17 protein-coding genes are annotated in these 22,321 nt (G+C 43.2%); 5 read left to right on the top strand and 12 right to left on the bottom strand.

The window, feature by feature from the left end:
- The 6 genes from ACYVAA_RS01120 to ACYVAA_RS01145 all read right to left on the bottom strand — a co-directional run bounded on the left by ACYVAA_RS01120 (position 1) and on the right by ACYVAA_RS01145 (position 7,015).
- A complete protein-coding gene (locus ACYVAA_RS01120) occupies positions 1 to 594 on the bottom strand; it encodes a Pvc16 family protein (protein WP_460538161.1) in 594 nt (197 codons plus the stop codon).
- A gap of 379 nt (positions 595 to 973) precedes the next feature.
- Positions 974 to 2,350, bottom strand: a complete 1,377-nt coding sequence (locus ACYVAA_RS01125; RefSeq protein WP_460538162.1) for a DEAD/DEAH box helicase — start codon at positions 2,348 to 2,350, stop codon at positions 974 to 976.
- 243 nt (positions 2,351 to 2,593) lie between these two features.
- On the bottom strand, positions 2,594 to 4,261 hold the full coding sequence (locus ACYVAA_RS01130; RefSeq protein ID WP_460538163.1) for a DUF6909 family protein: 1,668 nt from the start codon (positions 4,259 to 4,261) through the stop codon (positions 2,594 to 2,596).
- Between the two features lie 279 nt (positions 4,262 to 4,540).
- Positions 4,541 to 5,305 carry a peptide-methionine (S)-S-oxide reductase gene (gene msrA, locus ACYVAA_RS01135; protein ID WP_460538164.1) on the bottom strand — a complete coding sequence of 255 codons (765 nt, stop codon included), beginning with the start codon at positions 5,303 to 5,305 and terminating at the stop codon, positions 4,541 to 4,543.
- Positions 5,306 to 5,315: 10 nt separating this feature from the next.
- Positions 5,316 to 6,371, bottom strand: a complete 1,056-nt coding sequence (locus tag ACYVAA_RS01140) for a PA0069 family radical SAM protein (protein WP_460538165.1) — start codon at positions 6,369 to 6,371, stop codon at positions 5,316 to 5,318.
- Positions 6,372 to 6,472: 101 nt separating this feature from the next.
- On the bottom strand, positions 6,473 to 7,015 hold the full coding sequence (locus ACYVAA_RS01145) for a class I SAM-dependent methyltransferase (protein ID WP_460538166.1): 543 nt from the start codon (positions 7,013 to 7,015) through the stop codon (positions 6,473 to 6,475).
- A gap of 103 nt (positions 7,016 to 7,118) precedes the next feature.
- Here ACYVAA_RS01145 and ACYVAA_RS01150 point away from each other — a divergent pair, with 103 nt between their 5' ends.
- Positions 7,119 to 9,110 carry an LTA synthase family protein gene (locus tag ACYVAA_RS01150; RefSeq protein ID WP_460538167.1) on the top strand — a complete coding sequence of 664 codons (1,992 nt, stop codon included), beginning with the start codon at positions 7,119 to 7,121 and terminating at the stop codon, positions 9,108 to 9,110.
- Between the two features lie 3 nt (positions 9,111 to 9,113).
- On the opposite strand, the gene ACYVAA_RS01155 is transcribed toward ACYVAA_RS01150, so the two are convergent.
- The 5 genes from ACYVAA_RS01155 to ACYVAA_RS01175 all read right to left on the bottom strand — a co-directional run bounded on the left by ACYVAA_RS01155 (position 9,114) and on the right by ACYVAA_RS01175 (position 14,911).
- Positions 9,114 to 10,232, bottom strand: a complete 1,119-nt coding sequence (locus ACYVAA_RS01155) for a hypothetical protein (RefSeq protein WP_460538168.1) — start codon at positions 10,230 to 10,232, stop codon at positions 9,114 to 9,116.
- Between the two features lie 77 nt (positions 10,233 to 10,309).
- On the bottom strand, positions 10,310 to 11,539 hold the full coding sequence (locus ACYVAA_RS01160) for a YaiO family outer membrane beta-barrel protein (protein WP_460538169.1): 1,230 nt from the start codon (positions 11,537 to 11,539) through the stop codon (positions 10,310 to 10,312).
- Positions 11,536 to 12,981 carry a glycosyltransferase family 2 protein gene (locus ACYVAA_RS01165; protein WP_460538170.1) on the bottom strand — a complete coding sequence of 482 codons (1,446 nt, stop codon included), beginning with the start codon at positions 12,979 to 12,981 and terminating at the stop codon, positions 11,536 to 11,538. The genes ACYVAA_RS01160 and ACYVAA_RS01165 overlap by 4 nt, the downstream gene beginning before the upstream one ends.
- The gene (locus tag ACYVAA_RS01170) at positions 12,974 to 14,536 is read right to left on the bottom strand and encodes a HEAT repeat domain-containing protein (protein WP_460538171.1); all 1,563 of its coding nucleotides are present in this window, start codon (positions 14,534 to 14,536) and stop codon (positions 12,974 to 12,976) included. The genes ACYVAA_RS01165 and ACYVAA_RS01170 overlap by 8 nt, the downstream gene beginning before the upstream one ends.
- A 15-nt stretch (positions 14,537 to 14,551) precedes the next feature.
- On the bottom strand, positions 14,552 to 14,911 hold the full coding sequence (locus ACYVAA_RS01175) for a response regulator transcription factor (protein WP_460538172.1): 360 nt from the start codon (positions 14,909 to 14,911) through the stop codon (positions 14,552 to 14,554).
- Between the two features lie 247 nt (positions 14,912 to 15,158).
- Here ACYVAA_RS01175 and ACYVAA_RS01180 point away from each other — a divergent pair, with 247 nt between their 5' ends.
- The 4 genes from ACYVAA_RS01180 (at position 15,159) to ACYVAA_RS01195 (ending at position 20,799) form a co-directional block, all read left to right on the top strand.
- On the top strand, positions 15,159 to 16,835 hold the full coding sequence (locus tag ACYVAA_RS01180; protein WP_460538173.1) for an amidohydrolase family protein: 1,677 nt from the start codon (positions 15,159 to 15,161) through the stop codon (positions 16,833 to 16,835).
- A 12-nt stretch (positions 16,836 to 16,847) separates the two neighbouring features.
- Positions 16,848 to 18,227: an amidohydrolase gene (locus ACYVAA_RS01185; RefSeq protein WP_460538174.1), complete on the top strand. Its 1,380-nt coding sequence runs from the start codon at positions 16,848 to 16,850 to the stop codon at positions 18,225 to 18,227.
- Positions 18,228 to 18,317: 90 nt separating this feature from the next.
- Positions 18,318 to 19,565, top strand: a complete 1,248-nt coding sequence (locus ACYVAA_RS01190) for an amidohydrolase family protein (RefSeq protein ID WP_460538175.1) — start codon at positions 18,318 to 18,320, stop codon at positions 19,563 to 19,565.
- A gap of 64 nt (positions 19,566 to 19,629) precedes the next feature.
- A complete protein-coding gene (locus tag ACYVAA_RS01195; protein WP_460538176.1) occupies positions 19,630 to 20,799 on the top strand; it encodes a C40 family peptidase in 1,170 nt (389 codons plus the stop codon).
- Positions 20,800 to 20,935: 136 nt separating this feature from the next.
- Here ACYVAA_RS01195 and ACYVAA_RS01200 read toward each other — a convergent pair whose 3' ends face one another.
- Positions 20,936 to 22,117 carry a THUMP domain-containing class I SAM-dependent RNA methyltransferase gene (locus ACYVAA_RS01200; protein WP_460538177.1) on the bottom strand — a complete coding sequence of 394 codons (1,182 nt, stop codon included), beginning with the start codon at positions 22,115 to 22,117 and terminating at the stop codon, positions 20,936 to 20,938.
- Positions 22,118 to 22,321 lie beyond the last annotated feature (204 nt).

Raw genomic sequence — 22,321 nt, forward strand, 5'->3', positions numbered from 1 at the left:
TTATTGCTGTTTGTATCGTCGGTGAATTTCGGTGATAACGGTTTGTTCTGAAGCAGTAAGTCCCCTATCTATTTCGATTAAGTTGAGTTTGTAGAAAATGGACGGAAACTGCCTTCCTCCCAGTGTTCCCCAGATGTAGTTGAGCTCTTCGAAAGTTGGGGTGAACAGTTCCATGGTAAAGCGGAAGTTTTTCACCGCACTCATTTCATCTAAATCACGGTCAAACGTAGTATTGGACTGGGTGAAAACTTTCTTGGTTTGAAATAGCTCAAGGATCTTTGATAGATCGTTCAAGGACTTTTTGTAGACAGACCTGTTGGCACAAAATATCAGAAACAGGTTTAAATTGACTTTGGGATTTCTATAGCTTACCTGTTCCCCCTCTTTAAGGTGATTGGGAAAGTTTTTTAGCGTGATTTCTTCCCTTAGATTGATCAAGGAAAGAATAACCTTGTTTTTTAAGGCTTCAGCTCCATCTTGCTGGGAATCAATCATGGCTACATTCTCGAGAATTACCTCGGAATCTTCCATTTCTAACTCACTGAAATACTGGTTGACCTCACCAGCAATGATTTTGAGCACTTCAAAAATCATGGTAAAAGATTCAACAATTAAAAAACACTCCGGCTTTTATAATACTCCTTCGGCAGGCTTAGTAAAACCTGTTATGATTTCTATTCCCTGAATACAAAAGGAAAAAATGCTATCCTTAATGCTGTTTTCAGTAACCGTTGACAGACAGTGGCCTCTCAATACCTGTTCGAGTGTTGGTATTTACTCGATTTGAACTAAAATAAAGATAGGTAATAGCATTAGAATATCAAACAAATCCTTGTTATAAATAAATTATTAGAAATATAATTTCGGTACTAAAAAATTAATAATGGAATTATTCAGTTTTTTTATAATAAAAAATGATGATATTATTAAAAAATAAAGGCCTGACTTGGGGGCAGGCCTTTTGGCAATAGGGTTAATTCCCCTGTTCTTTAACGTTTGATCTGGTTCTAAACTTACCCTGATTGGAGTTATTGGTTGGCTTAGCAGCAGTCTCAGTGGTCTTTGTTGATTGCTTTTTAGGCTTATCGCCACTTTTGGCCTTGTTTGGTTTATTTTTTGGCCTTTGCTGTTTTCCTTTAATTCTGTTGTTCCCTTTGGAAGCATTGTTACCCTTGTTTCTGTTCGATTTTTGGGCTTTTTCCACATAATCAGGACCTTGCTCAAATCCTTCGGGGAGTTGCGTGCGCTCCACCTCTATGCCGATCAATTGCTGTATTTTATGGAGCTTAAAGAGGTCTTTGTCATTAACAAAGGTAATGGCCTCCCCTTTTTTGTCAGCCCTGGCAGTCCGCCCTACCCTATGCACATAGTCTTCGGGATCATTTGGCGTGTCATAGTTGATGACCAGTTCAATGCCGTCCACATCTATTCCCCTCGAAATAATGTCGGTACCTATCAGTATTTTTAAGGTCTTATTTTTAAAGCGGGACATGATTTTTTCCCGTTCCACCTGCTCGAGGTCAGAATGAAAGGCTTCCACCTCAAATTTCTTGCGGAGTGATTTATAGATGTTTTTGACCTTTTCCCTTGTGGAAGCGAAAATTACCACTGCCTCATAGGGCTTTTGGTTCAGAATATGCTGGAGGAGCTCCTCCTTTTGGCTGTCATAGGCCAGGTAGGCAGACTGGCTGACACCTTCTGCTGTTTTGCTGATCGCAATGTTGATCTCTACCGGATGGTTGAGGATTTTTTTGCTGAACTGCCGGATTTTTGGCGGCATGGTTGCGGAGAAGAGTACTGTTTGGCGTTTCTTCGGTAGGTAGGTGATGATTTTCAAAAGATCATCAGAAAATCCCATGTCCAACATCCTATCCGCTTCATCCAGTACCAGGTGTTCCAAAGAGGACAGGTCCATCTTTCCACTGGCCAATAAGGCAATCAGCCTTCCCGGGGTGGCCACTACGATCTCTGTGCCATGCTCCAGGGCTTTCTTTTGCTGTTCCCACACCAAGCCGTCGCCGCCTCCATAAATTGGAATGGAGCTGATTCCAACAAAATAGGCCAAGCCTTGGATTTGTTGGTCAATCTGAATGGCCAGCTCTCTGGTGGGGGCTAGTATTAGGGTGTTTAACTTGCTCGAACCTTTTTCAGCAATCTTGTTCAAAACGGGCAGAATAAAGGCTGCCGTTTTTCCTGTCCCCGTCTGGGCACAGGCAATGAGGTCTTTTCCCGCCAATATTTCAGGAATTGCCTGTTGCTGAATCGGTGTGGGTTTATTGTAACCCATAGCATCCAAACCCTCTTGGAGGCTGTCATTGAAGCTAAAACTGCTGAAAGTCACTATTTCCATAAATTAATTCATTCGTCATTTATCAATCAGAGAGAGGGGATTTGAAAGTTAGGAGGTTATGGGTGAACTTAAATTTAAAAATTCCTTTCCGTTGATTGATTCCCTTTTTTGGACCTAATCCATTATACGAAGAAAATTTTCCATTTCATCTATTTCCAAAACTACTTCTAATCAATGAAATATAAAAATCTCTTTTTGATTTATAATGCTATGACCGTTCAAAAAAGGATATATTGAACCCTTTTAACTTTTAAACAGCTGTTCCAAAATCTTATAAGTAATCAAATAAGTGGGCCTTACCCCATCCATGCCCAGACTTCCCGAAGCCAGTGTGCTGCCTGTCTTTAAAGGGTTGTCCGAGGCGTAATAGGCATAATGTACTTTCACGTTTTTCCGAATACTTCTCCGTATTTTACTGGCGGACTGAATAGCTTTTTGATAGTGCGCTCCCTCCATTTCCAGTCCTATGGCTTTCCATGAAGAATCCCTAAAATAGCTGAGCACATCTTTGTTCTGAAGGGAAGTTCCCAATACCGTGATCATGGCTCCCTCATAGACGCCCAAACCGTAACCTTCAAAGATGCTGGCCTTTAGATGGTTTTTAAAAGGATAGTTGTCCGCTGTGCCTTCGAAGACATGGCTGTCAGGAATCATCAGGTCCCCTTTTTTACCCTCCAAAATTCCTGCTTTTCCCATAATGGAAGCCGAAACGACATCCAGGGGAACCATTTGGGTTTCGGCTTCAAACGGTTTCAGCAGCTCATCAAAGCATTCATAAGCTTGTTCACCGAAAGCATAATCCATGACAACTATCACGGGTTTCTTCTTGCTATCCTTCGGTAGCTCCACTCCTGGAATGATGGTCGCCTCATCCATTTTGGCCGTGTCAATGATCTGTGCGCCAATATTGGTTCCTGATACATCGGGAACTTGGATAAATCCATGTTTGCCGGCATAGGTCAAAATATCCTTTTGCTTGTTTTTCTTGGCACCGACACTGATATCAAGCACCACCTGTTCAATTTCCTCAAAACTGTTCAGACCAAGTCCCTGGTGCCCATATATGGTATTGACCACACTATGAAGATTGGCACTGATGATATGGATGGGGCGGTGAAGCAGGTTGTTTTCATCCAGGATACTTTTAATATTTTGCGCCCACATTTCACCATAGACATGATGTCCTATCCGTTCCCTTAAGGTGGCGGAAAAAGAGATTTCCCTGTCATTATTGTTTACAGCCTCATCTATCGACAATTTGCCCAAATGATGGATGATGGAGAACAGGCTATTAGAATTCCTGGAAGCATTGAATTTTTCCATCGCACGATGGGTTTCATCGTAAGTCCTTCCCGTAATATGGCTGAGATAGCTACAGGCCGCCTCATGGTTATAAGGTTCTCCGTGTTTTTCCTTTTCCACAATTTCGGCAAGCATCTTCCAGTTGAGGTTGATCCGCCCCTTGCCATCGGTACTGTTGTTTCGGATTTTTTCTGCTTCGATGTACAAAAAAGTAAGGTGGGTGAGAATATCATAAATATCACTTTTTCCACGGGTCATCTCCACAAACATCTGATCCTTGTCCACCCGATAGCAGTTCCTTCTTCTTTTTGAGGGAATGAGTTTTTCAAAATCAGCATTTTCATAGCCCTCCCTACTGATCAGCCTGATGTAGCGGCATTCTTCAATACCTCTCGGCAGCCTCTCCATCACATACAGCAAGCCGTCCAATTCCACTTTTTCAGTTTCTGTTACCAAGCCATATATCTCGGGCCTTAACAGGTAAAGTGCACTGATCAAGGATTCACCGGAAACCCCTAAAGGTTTATACACCCCCCTCATAAAAAGGTGTCGCATGGTAATATAAAGTCTTTCTATGGCTGCTCTTGATTCTTGTGCTCTTGTTCTCATAAGTTAGAAATAAAAGTAAGTAAACACTCCCCTCTCCTATTCGTTGGGCTTTTGCTTAAAAATAGGACTTTTATTGGGATTCCCTAGGGTTTAAAAGATGGGGATTGATGTCCATTGATGGCTAAACTGAACATGGAAAGCTTGCCTGATCAGCGGTAGCCAATAGGATTATTTGGTTATCAGCTTGTTATACGATTGAAGAGTGATCTGGTCAAAGATCTCTTAAGAAAATGGGCATACTGCATTTTCCTTGGGTTTATTTAAGAGCCTTGACGGTAATTATTCCTTTTTGGATAGGTTGTCAAAAGCGCCCTCCAGTTTTTTTAGTTTGGGGCTGATCACAAACTGACAGTAAGGTTGGCCTTTATGGCTTTCATAATAATTGTGGTGATAGTTCTCTGCCGGATAGAAATTACTGAATGCTGTAATTTCGGTTACGATAGGCTTATCGTAGATTTCTGCTTTTTCCACCATTTGCTTAAAATCCTCAGCAATCACCCTTTGCTCGTCAGAATGATAAAAAATCGCTGACCTGTATTGTGGGCCTACATCAGCTCCTTGGCGATTCAGGGTGGTGGGATCGTGGGTGGCCCAAAACACCTCTAGGATATCCTGAAATGCGATGACAGCAGGATCATAGAAAAGCTGTATCACTTCCGCATGCCCGGTGGTGCCAGAGCATACTTCCTGATAGCTGGGGTTTTCTATCAATCCCCCACTATAGCCAGGTACGATGCCTTTTATCCCTTTCAACCTTTGGAATACAGCCTCGATGCACCAGAAACAGCCTGCTCCTAATGTAGTGACCTCATGGCCGGATGGGATATTGTTCACTGTGGTTTGTGGAAGTGTTGTCATTGTAGTCTTGTTGAGCAATTGGATTTTTCCTTTGTCTTTTAACTGTTGGGCAGCTTGCTGAATGTCTCCTTCGAAATGTTTCCAGTCCTGCGGATAGATCCATTTGATCACCTCTTTGAGGTCAAAGGGCTCACCGGCTTTCTGCCTTCCCATTTCCAAAATAGCTATTTCTAATATATTATCCATTCGCTGCTGCTTAAAATAATCTGGTTTGGCCGTGGGGCATAAATGCACCCAAATCAAAATCAGGCATGGAACGTCCTGAAAGGTATTTCGCCTTGGAGGATTTGAAGATGGCGGCAATCATTTCCGCAAATTGTCCACTCCCTTTTATTCTCCTTCCCCATTCTGTATCGTTCAGCTTGCCGCCATGGACAGCTTCTATTTGATAAAGAACTTTGTTTGCCCTGTTTGGATAATGTTTTTGTATCCAGTCGGTGAAAACAGCTTTGACGTTTCCATTCAGGCGAACAATGGTATATCCAGCTGCCAAGGCCCCTGCTTCCGCACTTTTTTTGATAATGGCCGGTATATCCTCGGAGTTGAGTGCAGGAATTATAGGGGCAACCATGACACCACATGGAATGCCTGCATCAGTAAATTCCCGCATCACCATTAACTTTTTCTCAGCGGTAGCCGTCCGAGGTTCCAAAACGGACTTTAACTTTCTGTCCAAGTGGTTGATTGAGAAATATACATGAACGAGCTTTTTTTGCGCTAATCGCTCCAAGATGTCAAGATCACGGTGTATCAGGCTGTTTTTGGTAATGACACTTACAGGATGGCCCATTTGGAGACAGAGTTCCAATACTTTTCGGGTTAGCCCATATTTTCTTTCTGCAGGTTGATAACAATCAGTGTTGCCTGAAAGCATGAGGGGCGAGGGCTGGTATTTTTTGGCCAGAAATTGCTTGCGCAAGACCTCAACGATATTTGTTTTCACCATAATATTGGTCTCAAATCCCAGGCCTGCATCAAATCCCCAATATTGGTGGGAATTTCGTGCATAACAGTAAATACAGCCATGCTCACAGCCTTGATAGGGATTTACCGAATAGTTGAGTGGCAGATCTGGACTGTCGTTTTTGCTCAGTGCGCCGACAGTATGTTCCTTGTAATACTTGGTTGTCGGCCTATCCAAATACTTCTCCTCATCGATCCCCTCTAGATGATCCGTTACCTCCCTACGCTTCAGGTAGGGATTTGCCGGACTGATGCTGGCTCCTCTTCCTTTGAATACATCCTTACTCATGGACATCAAGTTACCTTTATAAAACGAACCAAAAAAGCCGATGACAGAGAATGTCTCAAAAATTAAAAGGAAGCTCTTTTATACCGGATAAGTAGGAGAAATCAGCTACAGATAATGATAAATGCCGGCGGAAAGTTTTTTAAGGTAAAAGCCGTTCTGATACTTTGGAAGTATTCGGCAAATTGGAATTTGAGCAGATAGGAATAGCAGATTTGGATAAAAAAACCGTCACTGCTAAGGTGTGTCCGGCTCTTTTTATAGATTTCGTTACGCGACTCCTTTGGAATGAGGCTGAAGGGCAAGGAGGACAGGATAAGGTCGGCGCTTGCTCCTTCTATGTATCGATCAAGGTTTTCCGCAGAATCATTGATGATTTGTACATTTTTCTGTGGGAATTTTCTTTTCAGGTTCTCGCAAAAAGGCTTGCTGATTTCAAAAACCAACAGTTGGGCATCTTTATCCATCCTATCGATAATACCGCGGGTGATGCTGCCATCTCCCCCACCCAACTCGACGATAATCTTGGCTCCTTTAAAATTGGCAAAGGAAAGCATTTTGTTCACCAGGGATTTGGAACTAAAAGTTACTGCTCCAGTAGTTTTTATATTTGCAAAGAGTTCTTTGATTAAGGAACTTTTATTCATTTTTGACTTCCAGTTTATTTTACAATATAGTTATTTTGCAGAGAAATTTATTTCAGTATCGTCGAATAATCCGACGGATAAAACCAATAATAATAAAAACGAAATGAGCCAAAAAGCGGTCATCAAATCGAATCTGGTCAACAATATTACGAGCAATTTGATTAAATTCTGGCAAATCAGCACGTGTTTCTTATTGCTTTTAATTCTTGTGAGTCTTTTTGAGGTGCTCTGGATCAGTTCTGAGCATGGCATAAGTGCTGATAATCAATACGAAATCTTTTTATTGAATTTTCTGAATACTTTAGAATGGGGCTTGTATACTGTTGGGGTATTTTTTATAGTATTGGGTTTTACCGGCCTGCTGTTCCCCGGTTTATCCTATTTTCTTTACCGCTTGATGTTAAGCTTGTTGGTTATCAGCCAATTGGGATTGGTATTTTATTTTTCAGAAACTTTGGTTCCACTTGGGGCCGACCTGTTCACCTATTCGGTTGAGGATCTCAAAGAAACCGTTCAGGCCGCAGGGGCATTAAATGCCACCAATTTGGCAGGGCTAGTGATCATATTGGTGCTGTTTTACCTTTTGTTCGGCTTGGGCAGGTACTTTAAGTTCAGGTCTCGGACGGTGTACTTACTTTCCATCCTTTCTTATATGGTCCTTATTGTACTACTGTTCGTGCCTGTCGGCAAATCTTCCGATTTTACCGGGCTAGAGGAAAACCTGGCAGACAACAAGTCATTGTTTTTTTATGAAGAGGCTTATGAATATTTCTCGACCTCCCAAAATATTTATTTCGATTTTTACCTTGCTCCTGAAGGAAACGAAAATGCGTTGGTACAAAAAACTTTTCTCGATCCCAACTACCCTTTTCTGCATCTCAATGAGTATCCGGATATGTTGGGAACGTTTTTCCACGAGTTTGATACAGTACCCGATCTTGTATTTGTGGTCGTGGAAGGCTTAGGGAAAGCTTATTCTGGTAAGAATGCCTATTTGGGCAGTTGGACGCCTTTTTTGGATTCATTAAGTGAACATGGCCTATACTGGGAAAATACGCTTTCTACTACAGGAAGGACTTTTGGGGTACTTCCCGGGCTCTTTGGATCCCTGCCCTTTGGGCAAAACGGATTTATGGAAGTCGATCCTTTTCCATATCACGAAACCTTGCTGTCCATATTAAAGGAAAACGGGTACCAGGTCAACTATTTCATCGGTGCGGATGAGGAGTTTGACAATGCGAAGGCTTTCTTGAATTATCAAAAGATAGACCTTTTGGTGGACATTGATGATTTTGACCCGGATTTTGATAAATCTCCTGATGTCTCAGGTTTTTCTTGGGGATATGCCGATAAGGAAACGTTCTCCAATGGGTTACGAAAGTTGCCGGTCACCAACCAACCGCAGGTGAATATCTTTCAAACCATGTCTTCCCATTCCCCTTTTACGGTACCCGATCAGGCTTTTTACAATAAAAAGTTCCAGGATTTTCTGGCGGAAAAGCGCTATAAGCACCCGACGATTGACCTCAGTAAATACCAAAAAGAGCTGGCCAGTATTCTCTATGTAGATGATGCGTTAAAAGGGTTTTTCCAGGGATATTTAAAAAGGCCTAAAGCAGAAAACACGATTTTCATCATCACCGGTGACCACAGGCTTCCTGAGATTCCCATGTCCACCAAAATTGACCGTTTTCATGTTCCGCTGTTGATCTACTCCCCTAATATTAAACGACCCAAAACAATGGAGGCGGTGAATACGCATTTTGAGGTGGCTCCAAGTCTGCTGGCCTATCTTGACCAATACCAAAGCTTACAGCTTCCTGACACCGTGGCCTGGAGGGGATATGTCTTGGATACGGCAGCCCAGTTTCAATCGCATGTGAGTCACGCTTTGATGCGTAACAAGTATCAGTTTGGAGATTATATTGACGGCGAGTATTTCATGTCGGATGATCAGTTATTTAAAATCATGGAAAACCTGTACATCGAGCCGGTTCAAATGCGGGAGAAATACGACCCAATGCGGGCAGCATTTGAGGAGTATAAAGGAAAAGACGCCTATGTGATCACTAACAATTCCCTGCTTCCGAAATAGGCCCTATTGGTCTTCCTCCTCATTGGCCAAGACTATTTTCATTAATGGAAAATAATAGTTCCAGTAAAAGGAGGTCCTGTTGGAATAATCCGAACTTTCATTGAGCAATTTGTAAAGAAAAGGAACCCCATAGAATGGTGAGGAGGACATGGGAACAGGATTGTCTGAAAAATCTCCGGTAAAGTAAAATATTTTCCCTCTGCCGTTTTTTCGGACGATGCTGGCGGGAAAATAAGTGGGAAGGCCCATGGCCTGAAGCTTCTCCAGCCCTGCTTTGGTCGTTGCCAAATCAATATAAGAAATGACCTCGTAAGAATTGTCTATCCGGATAATTTCAAACCAATAAGGGTACTGGGTTTCTTTTGGAATATCGTACTTTTCCTGACTGTCCAAAGTGGACATGATTTTGGGAACCTTGTTGCGCACATCTTTTTTATGCTCCAATACCTCTATCCTGCCGGCTTCACTGACAAACACCTGAGCTGAGCCGATAAACGGCCACTCCCCATTATGTTGTTTCTTATAATTTCTTACCAGCCATTTGGGCAGTTCATCATTGATCAGGGTGTCCATTTCATCGAAGTAGCGGCTTATCCAACCTGACCATTTGATTTTCATCAGTTCTTCAAACTCTGTTCGCTGCTTCAGGGGGGTGGGGGCCCCAATGGTATTGAATTCAGCCACCAGAACTTTTTCTTCATCGATCACCCTTTTTATCAGCTCAAGTTCCTTTGCGTTGAGGCCACCGTATATTTTATTGGAAAATTCCTGCCGGTCTTCTTCCCTGAAATCAGCTTCATAAACACCATAGGTATCCGAAACATAAAAGAGGTCAAGCTGGTCCACTAACTTCTCGACATCCTCCTTACTGTACTGATGGATGCTTTTTATTTTGTGTTGACCGTTCTTTTGCGGATAGAAACCTAAATAGTCTTTTTTGTGCTGATAAAACTCGTTGTCTTTGCGTCTGATCTTAAGGTGCTTTAGCGTCCAGAAAATAGAGCGATGTTCGATCCTTTCCTCATCAGAAACGGTTTTATCCAGGACCAATACATTCATCTGCTGGCTGGGAAATACCCACCAGATCAAATGGCTGATCCCTGGAATAATGATCAAAGGCACAAAAAAGAGAAAAAAGGCCGTTAATGTAATCCTTATTCTCGTTTTGGGGTACTGGTATGGTTCTTTGTTGGATGCCACTAAAATCTAAACTCGGTGCCTAGTGTTACATTGAAATTGGGTCGGTAATTGTCGGGGCTCAGTTCGTCATAGGAATAGCCTACAAAGGCAAACCCCATCCATCTGGGAGTCCATAATTGCTGGTAGCCCACCCTTCCCCGGTAAGAGTCCAAGAGTTGGCTGCGAAGGTCCCTGTTTTCCTCATCGGGAGAAACCCCGGTACTGAACTGCACCATAAGGTAATCTTCTGCCCCCTTGAAATAATAACGGGCCTGAACATTGCCGCTGATGGATCCTCCTTGCTCAGAAGGGACGTGATTGGCCCTTAAATTCAGCCACCAGTTCCCGGTATACTTCCCCACGGAAGCCGTATAGATATGGGTTACCTCCGAGAATTTCAAATGCCGGTATCCTATGTCAAATTCAAAAGCCTTGGGCAGGCTCCAGTAGATGGAACCGCCGATACGATAATTGGGAAAAAAGGAGGCATTCGAAAAGCCCAGATTGACATAAGCATAGGAGTTTTTTCCCAGACTTGGATAAGCATCTATTTCGAACTGTGTTCCGTAATTGTCAAAACGGTGGGAATGGGTCGCCCTGCCGATCACAGTGCCTAAGAATCCAATCCTCGAACTTGCATAGAGCGCATAGGTTTGCCAAGGACTTATCTGTCCACCAAAACTATCAAAATCCGAAGTAATGCCGACAGAACTGTTCATGGTAAGCCGCTTCAATCGCTGGATATAAGAAAGTAATCCTTCAATATCAGCCTGGTTCTTGTAGATTTTTTCCGCAATTTCAATAGCCTTTTTGTAGTCTTCCTGATAGTAGGCCAACCTTGATTTTCTGTATTGCAGAGCAGAGGATCCTTCCCCGAACTGTTTTTCGGCCCTTTCCAATACATGCTGTGCGGAATCATATTGGTCAGCCCAGAACAGATTGTCCAGATAGCCGATGTAGGCGTCTTCGTAATCGGGACTTTCTTTGATGGCCCTTTCAAAATAAACCGAAGCTGTATCGTTCATCCCTTCCCAGCTGTATACTCTGCCCAGAAGAATCCATACATCGGAATATCCCGGGTATTTTTCCACTATTTTTTTTGCCAGGGAAATGGCCTCTTTCTTTTTACCGTCCAGCGCCAGGTCCCGAGCTTCGAAAAACTTCTTGTCCGGATCAAAGCTTTCCTGCGCGATTGAGGCAAATGATAAGGAAAATAACAACGCTAAGCTTAGCAGTAATCTATTTCTCATGTCTTTTTTTGTTCTTTTATCATACTGTTGAAGCCCGTCCTGACCATTTCTCCCCAGCCTCCTATGCCTTTGATAAAGTTCCAATGGCCTTTTAGACACCAGTACATTAGCTTCGGGTGGATATAAAAAGGTTCCTTAAGCACTGTTAGGAGAAGCTTCTTTTCATCCCCTTTGTTTTGGTAATTGTTAAAGATCAATTCTTCAAACAAGATGCTAAAGGTAGAAAGTGTTACGGCAAAAATATAAATCAGAATAAATAATCCTAAAAAATACAATGCACTAAAGTCCCCTATACAAATAAGAATTAAGGTATAAAGCAGCCCGGTACCTTCTATAATCGGTGCGTTTTTTTCAAACATTGCCCAAAAAGGAAACGAAACCATACCCATAAATCCGTACTTGGGATTCATTTGCATTACACGATGGAGCTGAAGGGTTTCTATCGTACCTCTCATCCATCGGTTCCGCTGTTTGGAGAGAACCGTTTCGGATTCCGGCACTTCGGTCCAGCAAAGGGGATCCGAAATAAAGGCTACTTTATAGGGAAGTTTTTTTTCTTCCATGTATCTTCGCATGCGCACCACCAATTCCATATCCTCACCAACCGTCTTTGGGAAATATCCCCCGACTTTGATGACCAAGTCCTTATCGAAGAAGCCAAAGGCTCCAGAGATAAGCAATAAGCCATTTACCCTGGACCAAGCCATCCTTCCCATCAAAAAGGACCTGAAATATTCTATCACCTGAAACCTGCCCAGTAGTGTTTCTGGCACACGGTATTTCAGCACCGTGCCGTCCTTGATGTCACAATTGTTGGCGATTCCAATCCCCCCTCCTACGGCAATCACTTTTTTGTTGGTTTCCTCGAGGAAGGGACGTAGCATTCTGATGATACTGTCCGGAGCCAGAATACAGTCTACGTCAATACAGGCAATCAACTCTTGTCCGGAAACATTGATGCCCACATTTAATGCATCTGCCTTGCCCCCGTTTTCTTTGTCCACAACAATGAGTTTGCTGAACGAAGGGTTATTGGACCGGTAGACTGCTTTCACAGGTTGGGTATCAATTACCTGGTCATAGGCCAGGGAGGTCTTGCGAAGATCAAAATTTTTGATCAATACCTCCATGGAGTTATCCTTACTGCCATCATTGATTACAATTACCTCATACTTGCTGTAGTGCAGTGAAAGCAAGCTGCGCACATTTTGTACAATAGTCTTGCCCTCATTGTATGCGGGGGCTAAAATAGATACACCAGGCCCCACCGGTGTGGTAATGACGTCATTATAATCGACAAACTTATTCTTTTTGCTTTGTATCCTCAGTTCCACCGCTGCTATCCCTACGATCACCATGTATATAATGATGGTAGCAAAACAGTACAGTAGGAAGAATATTCCCAAAATCTCAATCCCAATATCAAATAATAAATTATACATAGGTCAATAGACTGTCCTTTATATGATTCCTGATAAGATAGATGTGTTCTTCATTTTGTTTTTCTACTTCTTGTTCAAAACGGACTTCATCCAATTGGTACAAACTGGTCAATATCGTTTTTTGAAGTATAAATTCATCCGTAGAATTCAGCTTCTCCACCAATTTTTCAACGGATTCCTGGTCACCAATTTCTCCCAACAAAGTGGCTGCACTGATGGCCAGCTTGGTGTCTTCTTGCATCAATGCCTCATAAGCAATTTTGGTTTCCCCAAAAGCTGTCAAAGCCCTAAAGGTGATGAGGGTTTCATTTTTCTCCTCCAAACTTGCAGTAGGATACATCTCAGATAGCTTTTCCAGAAGCTCTACCCTGCCTAAAAACCGTACCAGCTTGATGCCGAATATCCTGACACTTTCGTTTTGAGATTCCAAAAGGTTGCTGACTTTTACTTTTTGGATTTGACGGAGGTTTTTTAATACCCTATAGTAGGCCATCTGCTGCCATCTGGACAAGGGGTATTCCTGGTCTGCCAAAAATTTTAGGTCTTTGTCCTTTGAAAGATGAAGCATCGCCCGGACAGCATTGGTTCTTACGATAAAGTTTTTACTGGAAGTAAGCTTTTGGATCTTGTTGTTGGCTGTATCGATATTCATTTCATACAGTTCTATAATCCCGGAGCTTTGGACGTCCCACTTACGGCTCTCCAGCTTATGGATGGAAAATTGGTCAAGCTTAAGAATGATGTAAATTTCCCTGAGTTTATCCTTAAATTCCCCTTTCAAACTTTTATTGACGTTGACAATTTCTTTGATCAAGGTATCTTTGAAAAGATCTATTTCGAAATAGTCGTTGCTGAATTTACTTTTTAGTTCAGCGTAGGACATATTGGATATTTCTTCCAAACTGAATTCAAACAGTAAACTGGATAAGGGGTCCTGGCATATGGCTTTAAATTCCTTTACCGTTTTTCGGTATTTTCTGTTTTTAGAACGGATCACCAAGAGAAAAAACAAAAGAAAGGTAAACGTGATCAGCATAAGGCCCAAGATGCCTATGAGGATAATGAATTTAATATCGGTCAAAATCCGATACCTTAATTTGTAATAAGGCTTAAAATCCACCCTGTTCGCTGCAATGATGATGTCCTCATCCGATTGGGACTCTTCTGACTTCGGAATATACAGCTCATTTTCTTTAACGATCGAGATATATTCCACTACACTCTTAAAGTTTTTTTCCTTGTCAAATATAAAAAATTGGAGCCTCGCTCTCTTTTCGCCAGACTGGAGCAGGGAATCCCTTAAATTAAGGGCGGACATAAAATCCACATAGGTTTTTGCGCCAAAGCTTTGGGACTGTTTGCTTTGGTTCCCCTCTTCCTTTGATGAAGTGCTAAGATCATCGATGGCCACACCAAAAGTCATGGACTGCACTTTATCCGCTTTTTTAAGGAATTCGATGGTTGATAGCGAGTCGCTGTTACTTTGCGCCTTGAGGGTGAAAATGACGCAGAACAGCAGGAAAGTCAAATATAGTTTACGCAGTGTTTTACTCACATTAGGGATTAATTTTTAGTTAATCAGACGTTTTACCCTGATCGCTAGCTCATTTGGGTTAAATGGTTTGGGGACAAAATCGGAAACGCCCATTTTAAATGCTTCCATGACCGTACTTTCTTCTTCCCCGAGGGCACTTAAAACGAGAATGGGGCAATCAGGATATTTGGATTTAGCATATTCAATAATTTCGATTCCGCTTTTAAAAGGGACCATAATATCAGTGATGATCAGGTCGGGCATACATTCATCCAATATTTTTACACCTTGGTTGCCATCCTCTGCGATGATCACCTTGTGTCCTTCTTTTTTTAGCCTGAACTCAACCATTTTCAAAATAAGCTGATCATCTTCAATTACTAATATATCTTTCATGGATAATTCAAACTTTTTACTCTAAGATGTAAAAATATATACTTTTATCCAGAATTCTATCCTCAAAAACCATTCGTATAAACCCGAATTTTGTTTGTTTATTTTCAAATTGCATTTGGATTCATTTGTATACAGTTTATTGTATTTTAATATAGTTTTCGGCCAATTAGAAAATTATATTGGGTCAAAAAATAAATGTTTTGTTAGTTTACAGCTTGTTTGTAAGCATCAACCTATCCCAAATTTTATGATTAAAAGACAACACATTTTATTTCAGGTAGTTGCATGGATATGCCTACTGTCACTTCAAACTGCTTTTGGCCAAAGCGATCCATCGGGCCAAAAAAGGGTGACGGGGGCTTATGCCATTACCAACGCGACCATCATTCCCCAACCGGGCAAACTCGAAAAAAATGCCACCATAATCATCCGAGATGGACTGATCCAATCTGTAGGCAAGGGACTGGACATTCCGAAAGACGCCATCGAAATAAAGGGAGATTCCCTGTTTATTTATGCCGGATTTATCGATGCCATGGGTTTCCAGGGAGTTTCTGCTCCGCCAAAAATAGAACAGCCTGAAAACATGGACCCTTCCGATCCGCCCAATAATGTGGCAGGAATCACCCCGGAGCGCGATGTGCTGGATTATTGGGATCTCAAGCACAAGGAGCTGGAAAAGTGGAGAAATGTAGGCTTTACCATGGCCCAAATCATGCCCAAAGGGGAAATGCTGCCCGGTAAATCTGCCGTGGTGATTTTGGGAAGTGGAAATTCTAGTAATATTATCTCCAGGTCCACCGGTCTTTTTGCCCAGTTTGAGACTCCTAGGAACCTTTATCCAGGAACTGTTTTGGGCATTATGGCCAAATGGCGGGACCTTTATAAGAATGCGGAGCTCGGGGCAGCGCATGACCAACTGTTTGTGTCCACAGCCAATGGGGTCATCCGTCCCGAAAGCAACCTGACTTTGGAGGCCTTATACCCTGTAATTAAAGGAGATATTCCAGTAGTTTTCAGAACTAAGGATGAACTGGAAATCCGAAGGGCTTTGAAGCTACAAAATGAATTAGGTTTTAAACTGGTCCTGGCAGGAGTCGAGAGCGGAAGCAGTTTAAGCGATGATATCTCCCTATCCGATGCAAAAGTAATCCTTGCGCTGGAGCTACCAGAGGACAAAGCCTTCAAAAAGGAAATGAAGGATGCTGGAAAAGAAGCGCAAATGGCCCACCAAAGGGTAAAAGAAGCCTATGACACAAGGCTGGCCGAGGCTTCCCAATTTGAGAAGGCTGATATTCCATTTGCTTTTGGCACTGCAGGGGCCAAACATGATGATTTTTTTAAAAATGTACGCTTAATGCTCGAAAAGGGGCTTAGTGAAGAAGCAGCACTGGCTGCGCTGACCACCCACCCTGCTCAGCTGCTGGGCATTGAGCGGTTTACAGGAAGTCTGGAAAAGGGCAAGCTCGCCAACTGGATTGCCACAACTGATACCCTCTTTAAAGAAGGCACCGCGGTAAAATATGTCATGGCGGATGGTTACCTTTTTGAATACGATGTGGATCGGTCAAAAAACGTCAAAGAGGCGTACAAAAAAGTATTGGGTTCTTGGAAATATGTCTCTGAAACACCTGGAGGGACCTCTGATGGGACCATGGACTTCAGTGAGAGTTCAGGAGATCTGAGCGGTGAAATTGTTGTCGATGATCCTGATGGTAGCGGAGAAACTACCCTGGACTTGGAGGATATTCACTTTGACGGCACTAAACTTTCTTTTTCATTTCATATCATGGTAAAAGGAGAGAAACTGTTGGTAAATATCAAAGGGACTGTAGAAGGGGATAAATTTGAAGGCACCTTAAACATTAAGGATATGGGAAGCTATTCCTTTAAAGCCACCAAAGAGCCTCAGGTTAAATTTTAACAAATGAAATCAATGAAGAAAGTAATATATACGACGCTTTCAATACTGGTATTTGCAGTCAACTATCTGCATGCACAAACTCCCAAGGGCAGTGTTTTGATTCAAAATGCTACTGTTTTGACAGTTACACAGGGTACTTTGGAAGATACCGATGTATTGGTAAGGAATGGGATTATAGAAAAAATCGGAAAGGGATTATCCGCTCCCAAAGGAGTAGAGTCCATTGATGCCAGCGGGAAATACCTTATGCCAGGCATAATAGATGCGCACTCCCACTTGGCGCTTGATGTGATAAACGAAGCCACCGCTCCAATTACCGCTCAAGTTTCCATGGCTGATGTGATCAACCCCTTTGATGTAGGGATTTATAGGGCTTTGGCTGGAGGAACCACCATTGCACACGGACTCCATGGTTCTGCCAATGCCATAGGCGGGCAAAGCATCACCATGAAGTACCGCTATGGCACGGACAATCCGGAAGACATCGTTATGAAGGAAGCCCCCAGAACGATCAAGTTTGCTTTGGGCGAAAACCCCACCAGAGTTCACGGAAGAGGAAAAAACATCCAACCAAGAACCAGGATGGGTGTGGAAGCGATTATCAGAAACGGTTTTGCCGAGGCGCTGCAGTACAAAAAAGCGTGGGAAGAATACCGGGCGGTAGAAGGCAAGAAAAATCAAAAAGCCACACCTCCGAAATACAGCTTGAAATTACAGACCTTGGCAGATATTCTGGACGGTAAGATCATTATCCATTGTCATTCTTATCGGGCAGATGAAATCTATATGCTGATCAAAGTTTGCCGGGATTTTGGTGTAGATAAACTGGTCTTTACCCATGTAAATGAAGGGTTTAAGGTGGCTCCAGAACTGGCCAAGTACACCATGGGGGCCTCGGTGTTCAGTGATTGGTGGGCCTATAAGTTTGAGGTATATTATTCCACTGCCTATAACGCGGCCATCCTTTTGGAAAACGATGTGATCACCTCTATCAATTCGGATTCTGACGAGTTGATCCGGCATCTTTACCATGAGGCGGCCAAAACCCAGCGGTACGGTGGCCTAAGCGATGATCAGGCCTTGTCACTGATCACCATTAATCCGGCCAAACAGTTGGGCATTGACCAATACGTAGGATCTATAGAAGAGGGCAAGCAGGCAGATTTGGTGATTTTTGATGAACACCCGCTTTCCGTATATGCCATACCCCAGATGACCTTTGTTGACGGGGTAAAATACTTTGATATCAATACGGACAAAAATGACCAAAGGCTTAAGGTAAGCCCTACGGAGATGGTGGAACCTGTCTACCTCCAAGCAGAAGATGAAAGGTGCATGCACGGGGTAGAGCTCTTTACCAATGGGCAGGCTAATTTTACACACAGTCATTAGTCATAATAAATTGATAAACAATCAATTGGTTTACAGATGAGAAAAAATAATTTAATACTATATTTTATATTGTTCCTCCTTTTTCCCGTGATGTCCTACGGACAAATTGACGGTGAAGTGTTGAAACCACAGAGCGGAAGATTTTTGCTTAAGGGGGGGACAGTGGTCACCGTCACCAAGGGTGTTTTGGAAAATACCCATGTACTGATTGACCAAGGTAAGATTGAGGCCATTGGGAAGGATCTGAGTGCTGAAGGAGCCCAGGTAATTGATTGTTCGGGAAAGTTCCTTTATCCTGGACTGATTGACAGCGGCACGAGGCTTGGATTAGTGGAAGTAGGTTCTCTGGCCGAAACCCAGGACTATGCTGAGATAGGCAATGTAAGCGCCAATATGCAGGCCCTTACAGCCATCAACCCCAATTCGGTGGCCATACCCGTTACCCGCGTCAATGGTGTCACCACAGCGCTTTCTGTGCCTTCCGGAGGCTTGTTTCCCGGTACGGCAGCTTTGATCAATCTGAACGGCTATACGCCGGATCAGATGTATGCCGGGTTTAAAGGCATTCCGATGAACTTCCCCACTTCTGCTAGAAGGGGGCGTTGGGACAAGCGTTCTGATGAGGAAATAAAAAAGGATGCGGAGAAAGCAATGAAGGATATCAACGATATCTGGGAAAGGGCCACCAATTATAGGAAGCTGGAAGATGCTGGAGCAGCCTTACAGTATTATCCTGAAATGGAACAACTGGCCAAAGCTGTTCGGGGACAATTGCCTTTGCTGATCGAAGTGAACAAGGCAGAAGATATCCAGAACGCCTTGAAATGGATCAGTGAAAAGGAGCTGAAAAATGCCATTCTTACTGGGGTTTCAGAAGGATTCAGGGTGGCCGATGAGATTGCTGCCGCGGGGGTGCCGGTGATCACCGGTCCGGTATTGGCGCTCCCGGCAAGAGGATCAGACCGCTATGACGCAGCTTATACCAATCCCGGAAAAATGCATAAAGCAGGGGTAAAAGTGGCCTTAAGAACGGCCGATGCCGAAAATGTCAGGAACCTGCCCTTCAATGCCGGCTTTGCCGCTGCTTATGGAATGGGCAAAGAGGAAGCGCTGAAGGCAGTAACCATCATTCCTGCAGAAATTTTTGGGGTGGATGAGCACTTGGGCTCCATTGAAGTAGGCAAAAGTGCCTCGTTGTTTGTTTGTGATGGAGATCCCTTCGAGCCGAAAACACAGGTAAACCATTTGTTTATCGATGGCTACAAAATACCGATGACCAACAGACACATTCGTCTTTACCAGGAATTTTTGGAGAGAAATCCAGGATTGGAAGAATAACTGAAAATCCCCGGTATAATTTCCGGGGATTTTGTTTTATTTGATAGATGTAATTTAACCCTTTATGAGAATCCTCAATACCTTATCCATCTTATCATTACTGTTGCTTTTGGTCTTTTTCTCTGCATGTCAGGAAGGACAGCAACAGGACATCTCCCCTATTCTTTCCCAAATAAAGGAACAATATGCCCCGGATAAACGGGTGGCCGTATGGGATATCGAATGGACAGGAGATACCTTGAAGGGAGAGACCAATCTTCCCCAAGCCTTGACCGCTCTGGCGGCAAAACTGGACAGTGCCGGTATGGATTATGTAAATGCAGTAAACCTACTTCCCCAGGAGAATTTGGAAGGAAAACACCGTGCTGTGGTCACCCTATCGGTCGCCAATATCCGAAGTGCCCCAAAACATAGTGCTGAGCTGGCCACACAGGCAACGATGGGAACGCCTTTACAGGTGTTGAAAAAAGAGGACAGCTGGTATTTGGTACAGACGCCCGACAAATACATTTCCTGGGTAGATGCTGCAGGAATCGAAGTGATGGACGAAAGGTCCTTTCAAACCTGGGATAAGGCGGAAAAGGTGGTTTTTACCGGTTTATTGGGCTATGTGTATGAGGACCAAAGCGAGGCCGCTATGGTCAGTGACCTCACTGCAGGAAACCTATTGGAATTATTGGATACTGACAAGGAGCACTATCGTGTGCAACTGCCTGACGGCCGCAGTGGATATATAAAAAAGGAAACAGCGCAATTGTTTGGCGATTGGATCAGCAGCAGGGAGTTGACAGATGAAAAGCTGATCAGTACTGCCCACAACATGATGGGGGTGCCTTACCTGTGGGGTGGTACATCCATCAAGGGCGTGGATTGTAGCGGTTTTACCAAAACCATTTATTTTCTCAACGGACAGGTAATCCCCAGGGATGCATCACAGCAGATAATGGAAGGAGAATTGGTGGATACGGACAAAGATTGGAAGAATTTAAAAGTGGGTGACCTGTTGTTTTTTGGAAGGAAAGCAACAGAGGACAGTCCCGAAAGAGTGGTCCATGTGGGCATGTGGATAGGAAATGATTCCTTTATTCATTCCCGTGGAAGAGTCCGCGTAAGCAGTTTTGATCCTGAGAGTCCCCATTATGATGCCTATGAACTGGGCAGGTATTTAAGGACCAAACGTATCCGGAAGGTGGACAGTGAACATGTTCTATCTGTCGATCAAGCATTGCACTGAACGGGGTAAAATAAAATGCCTCGGTTGGCGTTATAAGTTTAAAAGTCAGTTATTTGAAAACGTTGCTTATCTGATTGTTCCTTTACTCAAGGGATAATCATAAGCCCTTTTCCCCTCTCAAGGAAAAGGGCTTTTTTTATGAATTGATATTGGGGTTTCCCTTTTTTGTACCCTGATAAAGTTCATATTTCAGCAAGCGGCAATCTATGGTGCCATTGTAAAATTCTATTTTCCTGCTGGCTTTTAAGCCTACCCGCTTACCCAGTTTCGGGTTGCCTGTAAAGATATAACCGGTATAACCGCTGCATTCTTTTTTGAGGAAGTCTCCGATCCTTTGGTATACCTCAACCAGTTCCTCCTCCTCTCCTAACCTTTCCCCATACTCAGGGTTAAAAAAGACCACTCCTTTGTCAGCTTCAGGTACGGTGGTGGCCGCGAAGTCTCCTTCTTCGAAAATGATATGGTCCACTACATCAGCCATTTCAGCATTTTCCTTCGCAGCATATAATGCTCTGTCGCTAAGGTCTGATGCCACAAATTTGGCTTGAATATTATCGGTTACTTTGGCCTTTAACTGGGATAAAAGCTGCTGGTACTTTTCGGGATCATAACCTTTGATATACATAAAGGCATAATGGTCCCTGAATAATCCCGGATAGCGGTTGGTGGCCATCAAAGCTGCTTCTATGACCAAAGTTCCCGCCCCGCACATAGGATTGATAAAGGGGCTTTTTCTGTCCCAATCACTTGCTAAAATAGTGGTTGCGGCCAGGTTTTCCACCATCGGTGCTTTCCAGGGAATTTTTCTATAGCCCCGTTTGGACAAGGTTTCCCCGGAGGTATTGATAAAAATGGCGGCCTGCTGCTCCTTCCAGAATAGCTGGAAAACAGCGCCATTGAAATCTGCGCCGGTGTCCGGACGTTTTGATGTGTTTTCGCGAAACCGATCTACTATGGCGTCCTTAACCTTGACGTTTACAAACAGAGGGTTGTTGATGCTTTCATTTTCCGCATGGGAAACCACCGAAAAATAGGTGTCATTGTCAATGTATTCTTCCCAGGGGATGGCTTTGATCCGCCGGTAAATATCCCTTGCATGATGTAAATAGAAGGATTTTATTTCATAGAGTACACTGCTGGCTACCCTTAAGTGCATGTTGAGGAATATGCACTCGTTAAGCGTGGCATAGATTTCTATACTGGTACGGTCCACCTTTTTGGGCTTAAAGCCCAGTTCCCTTAACTCCTGTTCCAAGTAAGGGGCAAAGCGGTCTTTACAGGTCACTACCACCTTCCCTTTTCTATCAAAGTTATTCATGGGGACAAAAATAGGCTTTTTGGAGAATTAATTTGGGTATAAGCAGTAAGAATGAAAGGTATTGATAATTAAACAGTCACTGAGCTTGTCGAAGTGAACTGCCTGTTCTGTCAATTGTGAAAGTTTATTTCCTGCCGACGTTACTGGATTTGTTTAAGGAAAAGAAACCTGACAGGTTTTGTCCTAAAGTCCAAAACGACCCTT

Source organism: Echinicola sediminis (genome assembly GCF_054777495.1).

What these genes read in the sequence shown, in the direction of transcription:
- ACYVAA_RS01120 (WP_460538161.1), bottom strand. Translation starts at nt 594, where the DNA reads ATGATTTTTGAAGTGCTCAAAATCATTGCTGGTGAGGTCAACCAGTAT.
- ACYVAA_RS01125 (WP_460538162.1), bottom strand. Translation starts at nt 2,350, where the DNA reads ATGGAAATAGTGACTTTCAGCAGTTTTAGCTTCAATGACAGCCTCCAA.
- ACYVAA_RS01130 (WP_460538163.1), bottom strand. Translation starts at nt 4,261, where the DNA reads ATGAGAACAAGAGCACAAGAATCAAGAGCAGCCATAGAAAGACTTTAT.
- msrA (WP_460538164.1), bottom strand. Translation starts at nt 5,305, where the DNA reads ATGGATAATATATTAGAAATAGCTATTTTGGAAATGGGAAGGCAGAAA.
- ACYVAA_RS01140 (WP_460538165.1), bottom strand. Translation starts at nt 6,371, where the DNA reads ATGAGTAAGGATGTATTCAAAGGAAGAGGAGCCAGCATCAGTCCGGCA.
- ACYVAA_RS01145 (WP_460538166.1), bottom strand. Translation starts at nt 7,015, where the DNA reads ATGAATAAAAGTTCCTTAATCAAAGAACTCTTTGCAAATATAAAAACT.
- ACYVAA_RS01150 (WP_460538167.1), top strand. Translation starts at nt 7,119, where the DNA reads ATGAGCCAAAAAGCGGTCATCAAATCGAATCTGGTCAACAATATTACG.
- ACYVAA_RS01160 (WP_460538169.1), bottom strand. Translation starts at nt 11,539, where the DNA reads ATGAGAAATAGATTACTGCTAAGCTTAGCGTTGTTATTTTCCTTATCA.
- ACYVAA_RS01165 (WP_460538170.1), bottom strand. Translation starts at nt 12,981, where the DNA reads ATGTATAATTTATTATTTGATATTGGGATTGAGATTTTGGGAATATTC.
- ACYVAA_RS01175 (WP_460538172.1), bottom strand. Translation starts at nt 14,911, where the DNA reads ATGAAAGATATATTAGTAATTGAAGATGATCAGCTTATTTTGAAAATG.
- ACYVAA_RS01180 (WP_460538173.1), top strand. Translation starts at nt 15,159, where the DNA reads ATGATTAAAAGACAACACATTTTATTTCAGGTAGTTGCATGGATATGC.
- ACYVAA_RS01185 (WP_460538174.1), top strand. Translation starts at nt 16,848, where the DNA reads ATGAAGAAAGTAATATATACGACGCTTTCAATACTGGTATTTGCAGTC.
- ACYVAA_RS01190 (WP_460538175.1), top strand. Translation starts at nt 18,318, where the DNA reads ATGTCCTACGGACAAATTGACGGTGAAGTGTTGAAACCACAGAGCGGA.
- ACYVAA_RS01195 (WP_460538176.1), top strand. Translation starts at nt 19,630, where the DNA reads ATGAGAATCCTCAATACCTTATCCATCTTATCATTACTGTTGCTTTTG.
- ACYVAA_RS01200 (WP_460538177.1), bottom strand. Translation starts at nt 22,117, where the DNA reads ATGAATAACTTTGATAGAAAAGGGAAGGTGGTAGTGACCTGTAAAGAC.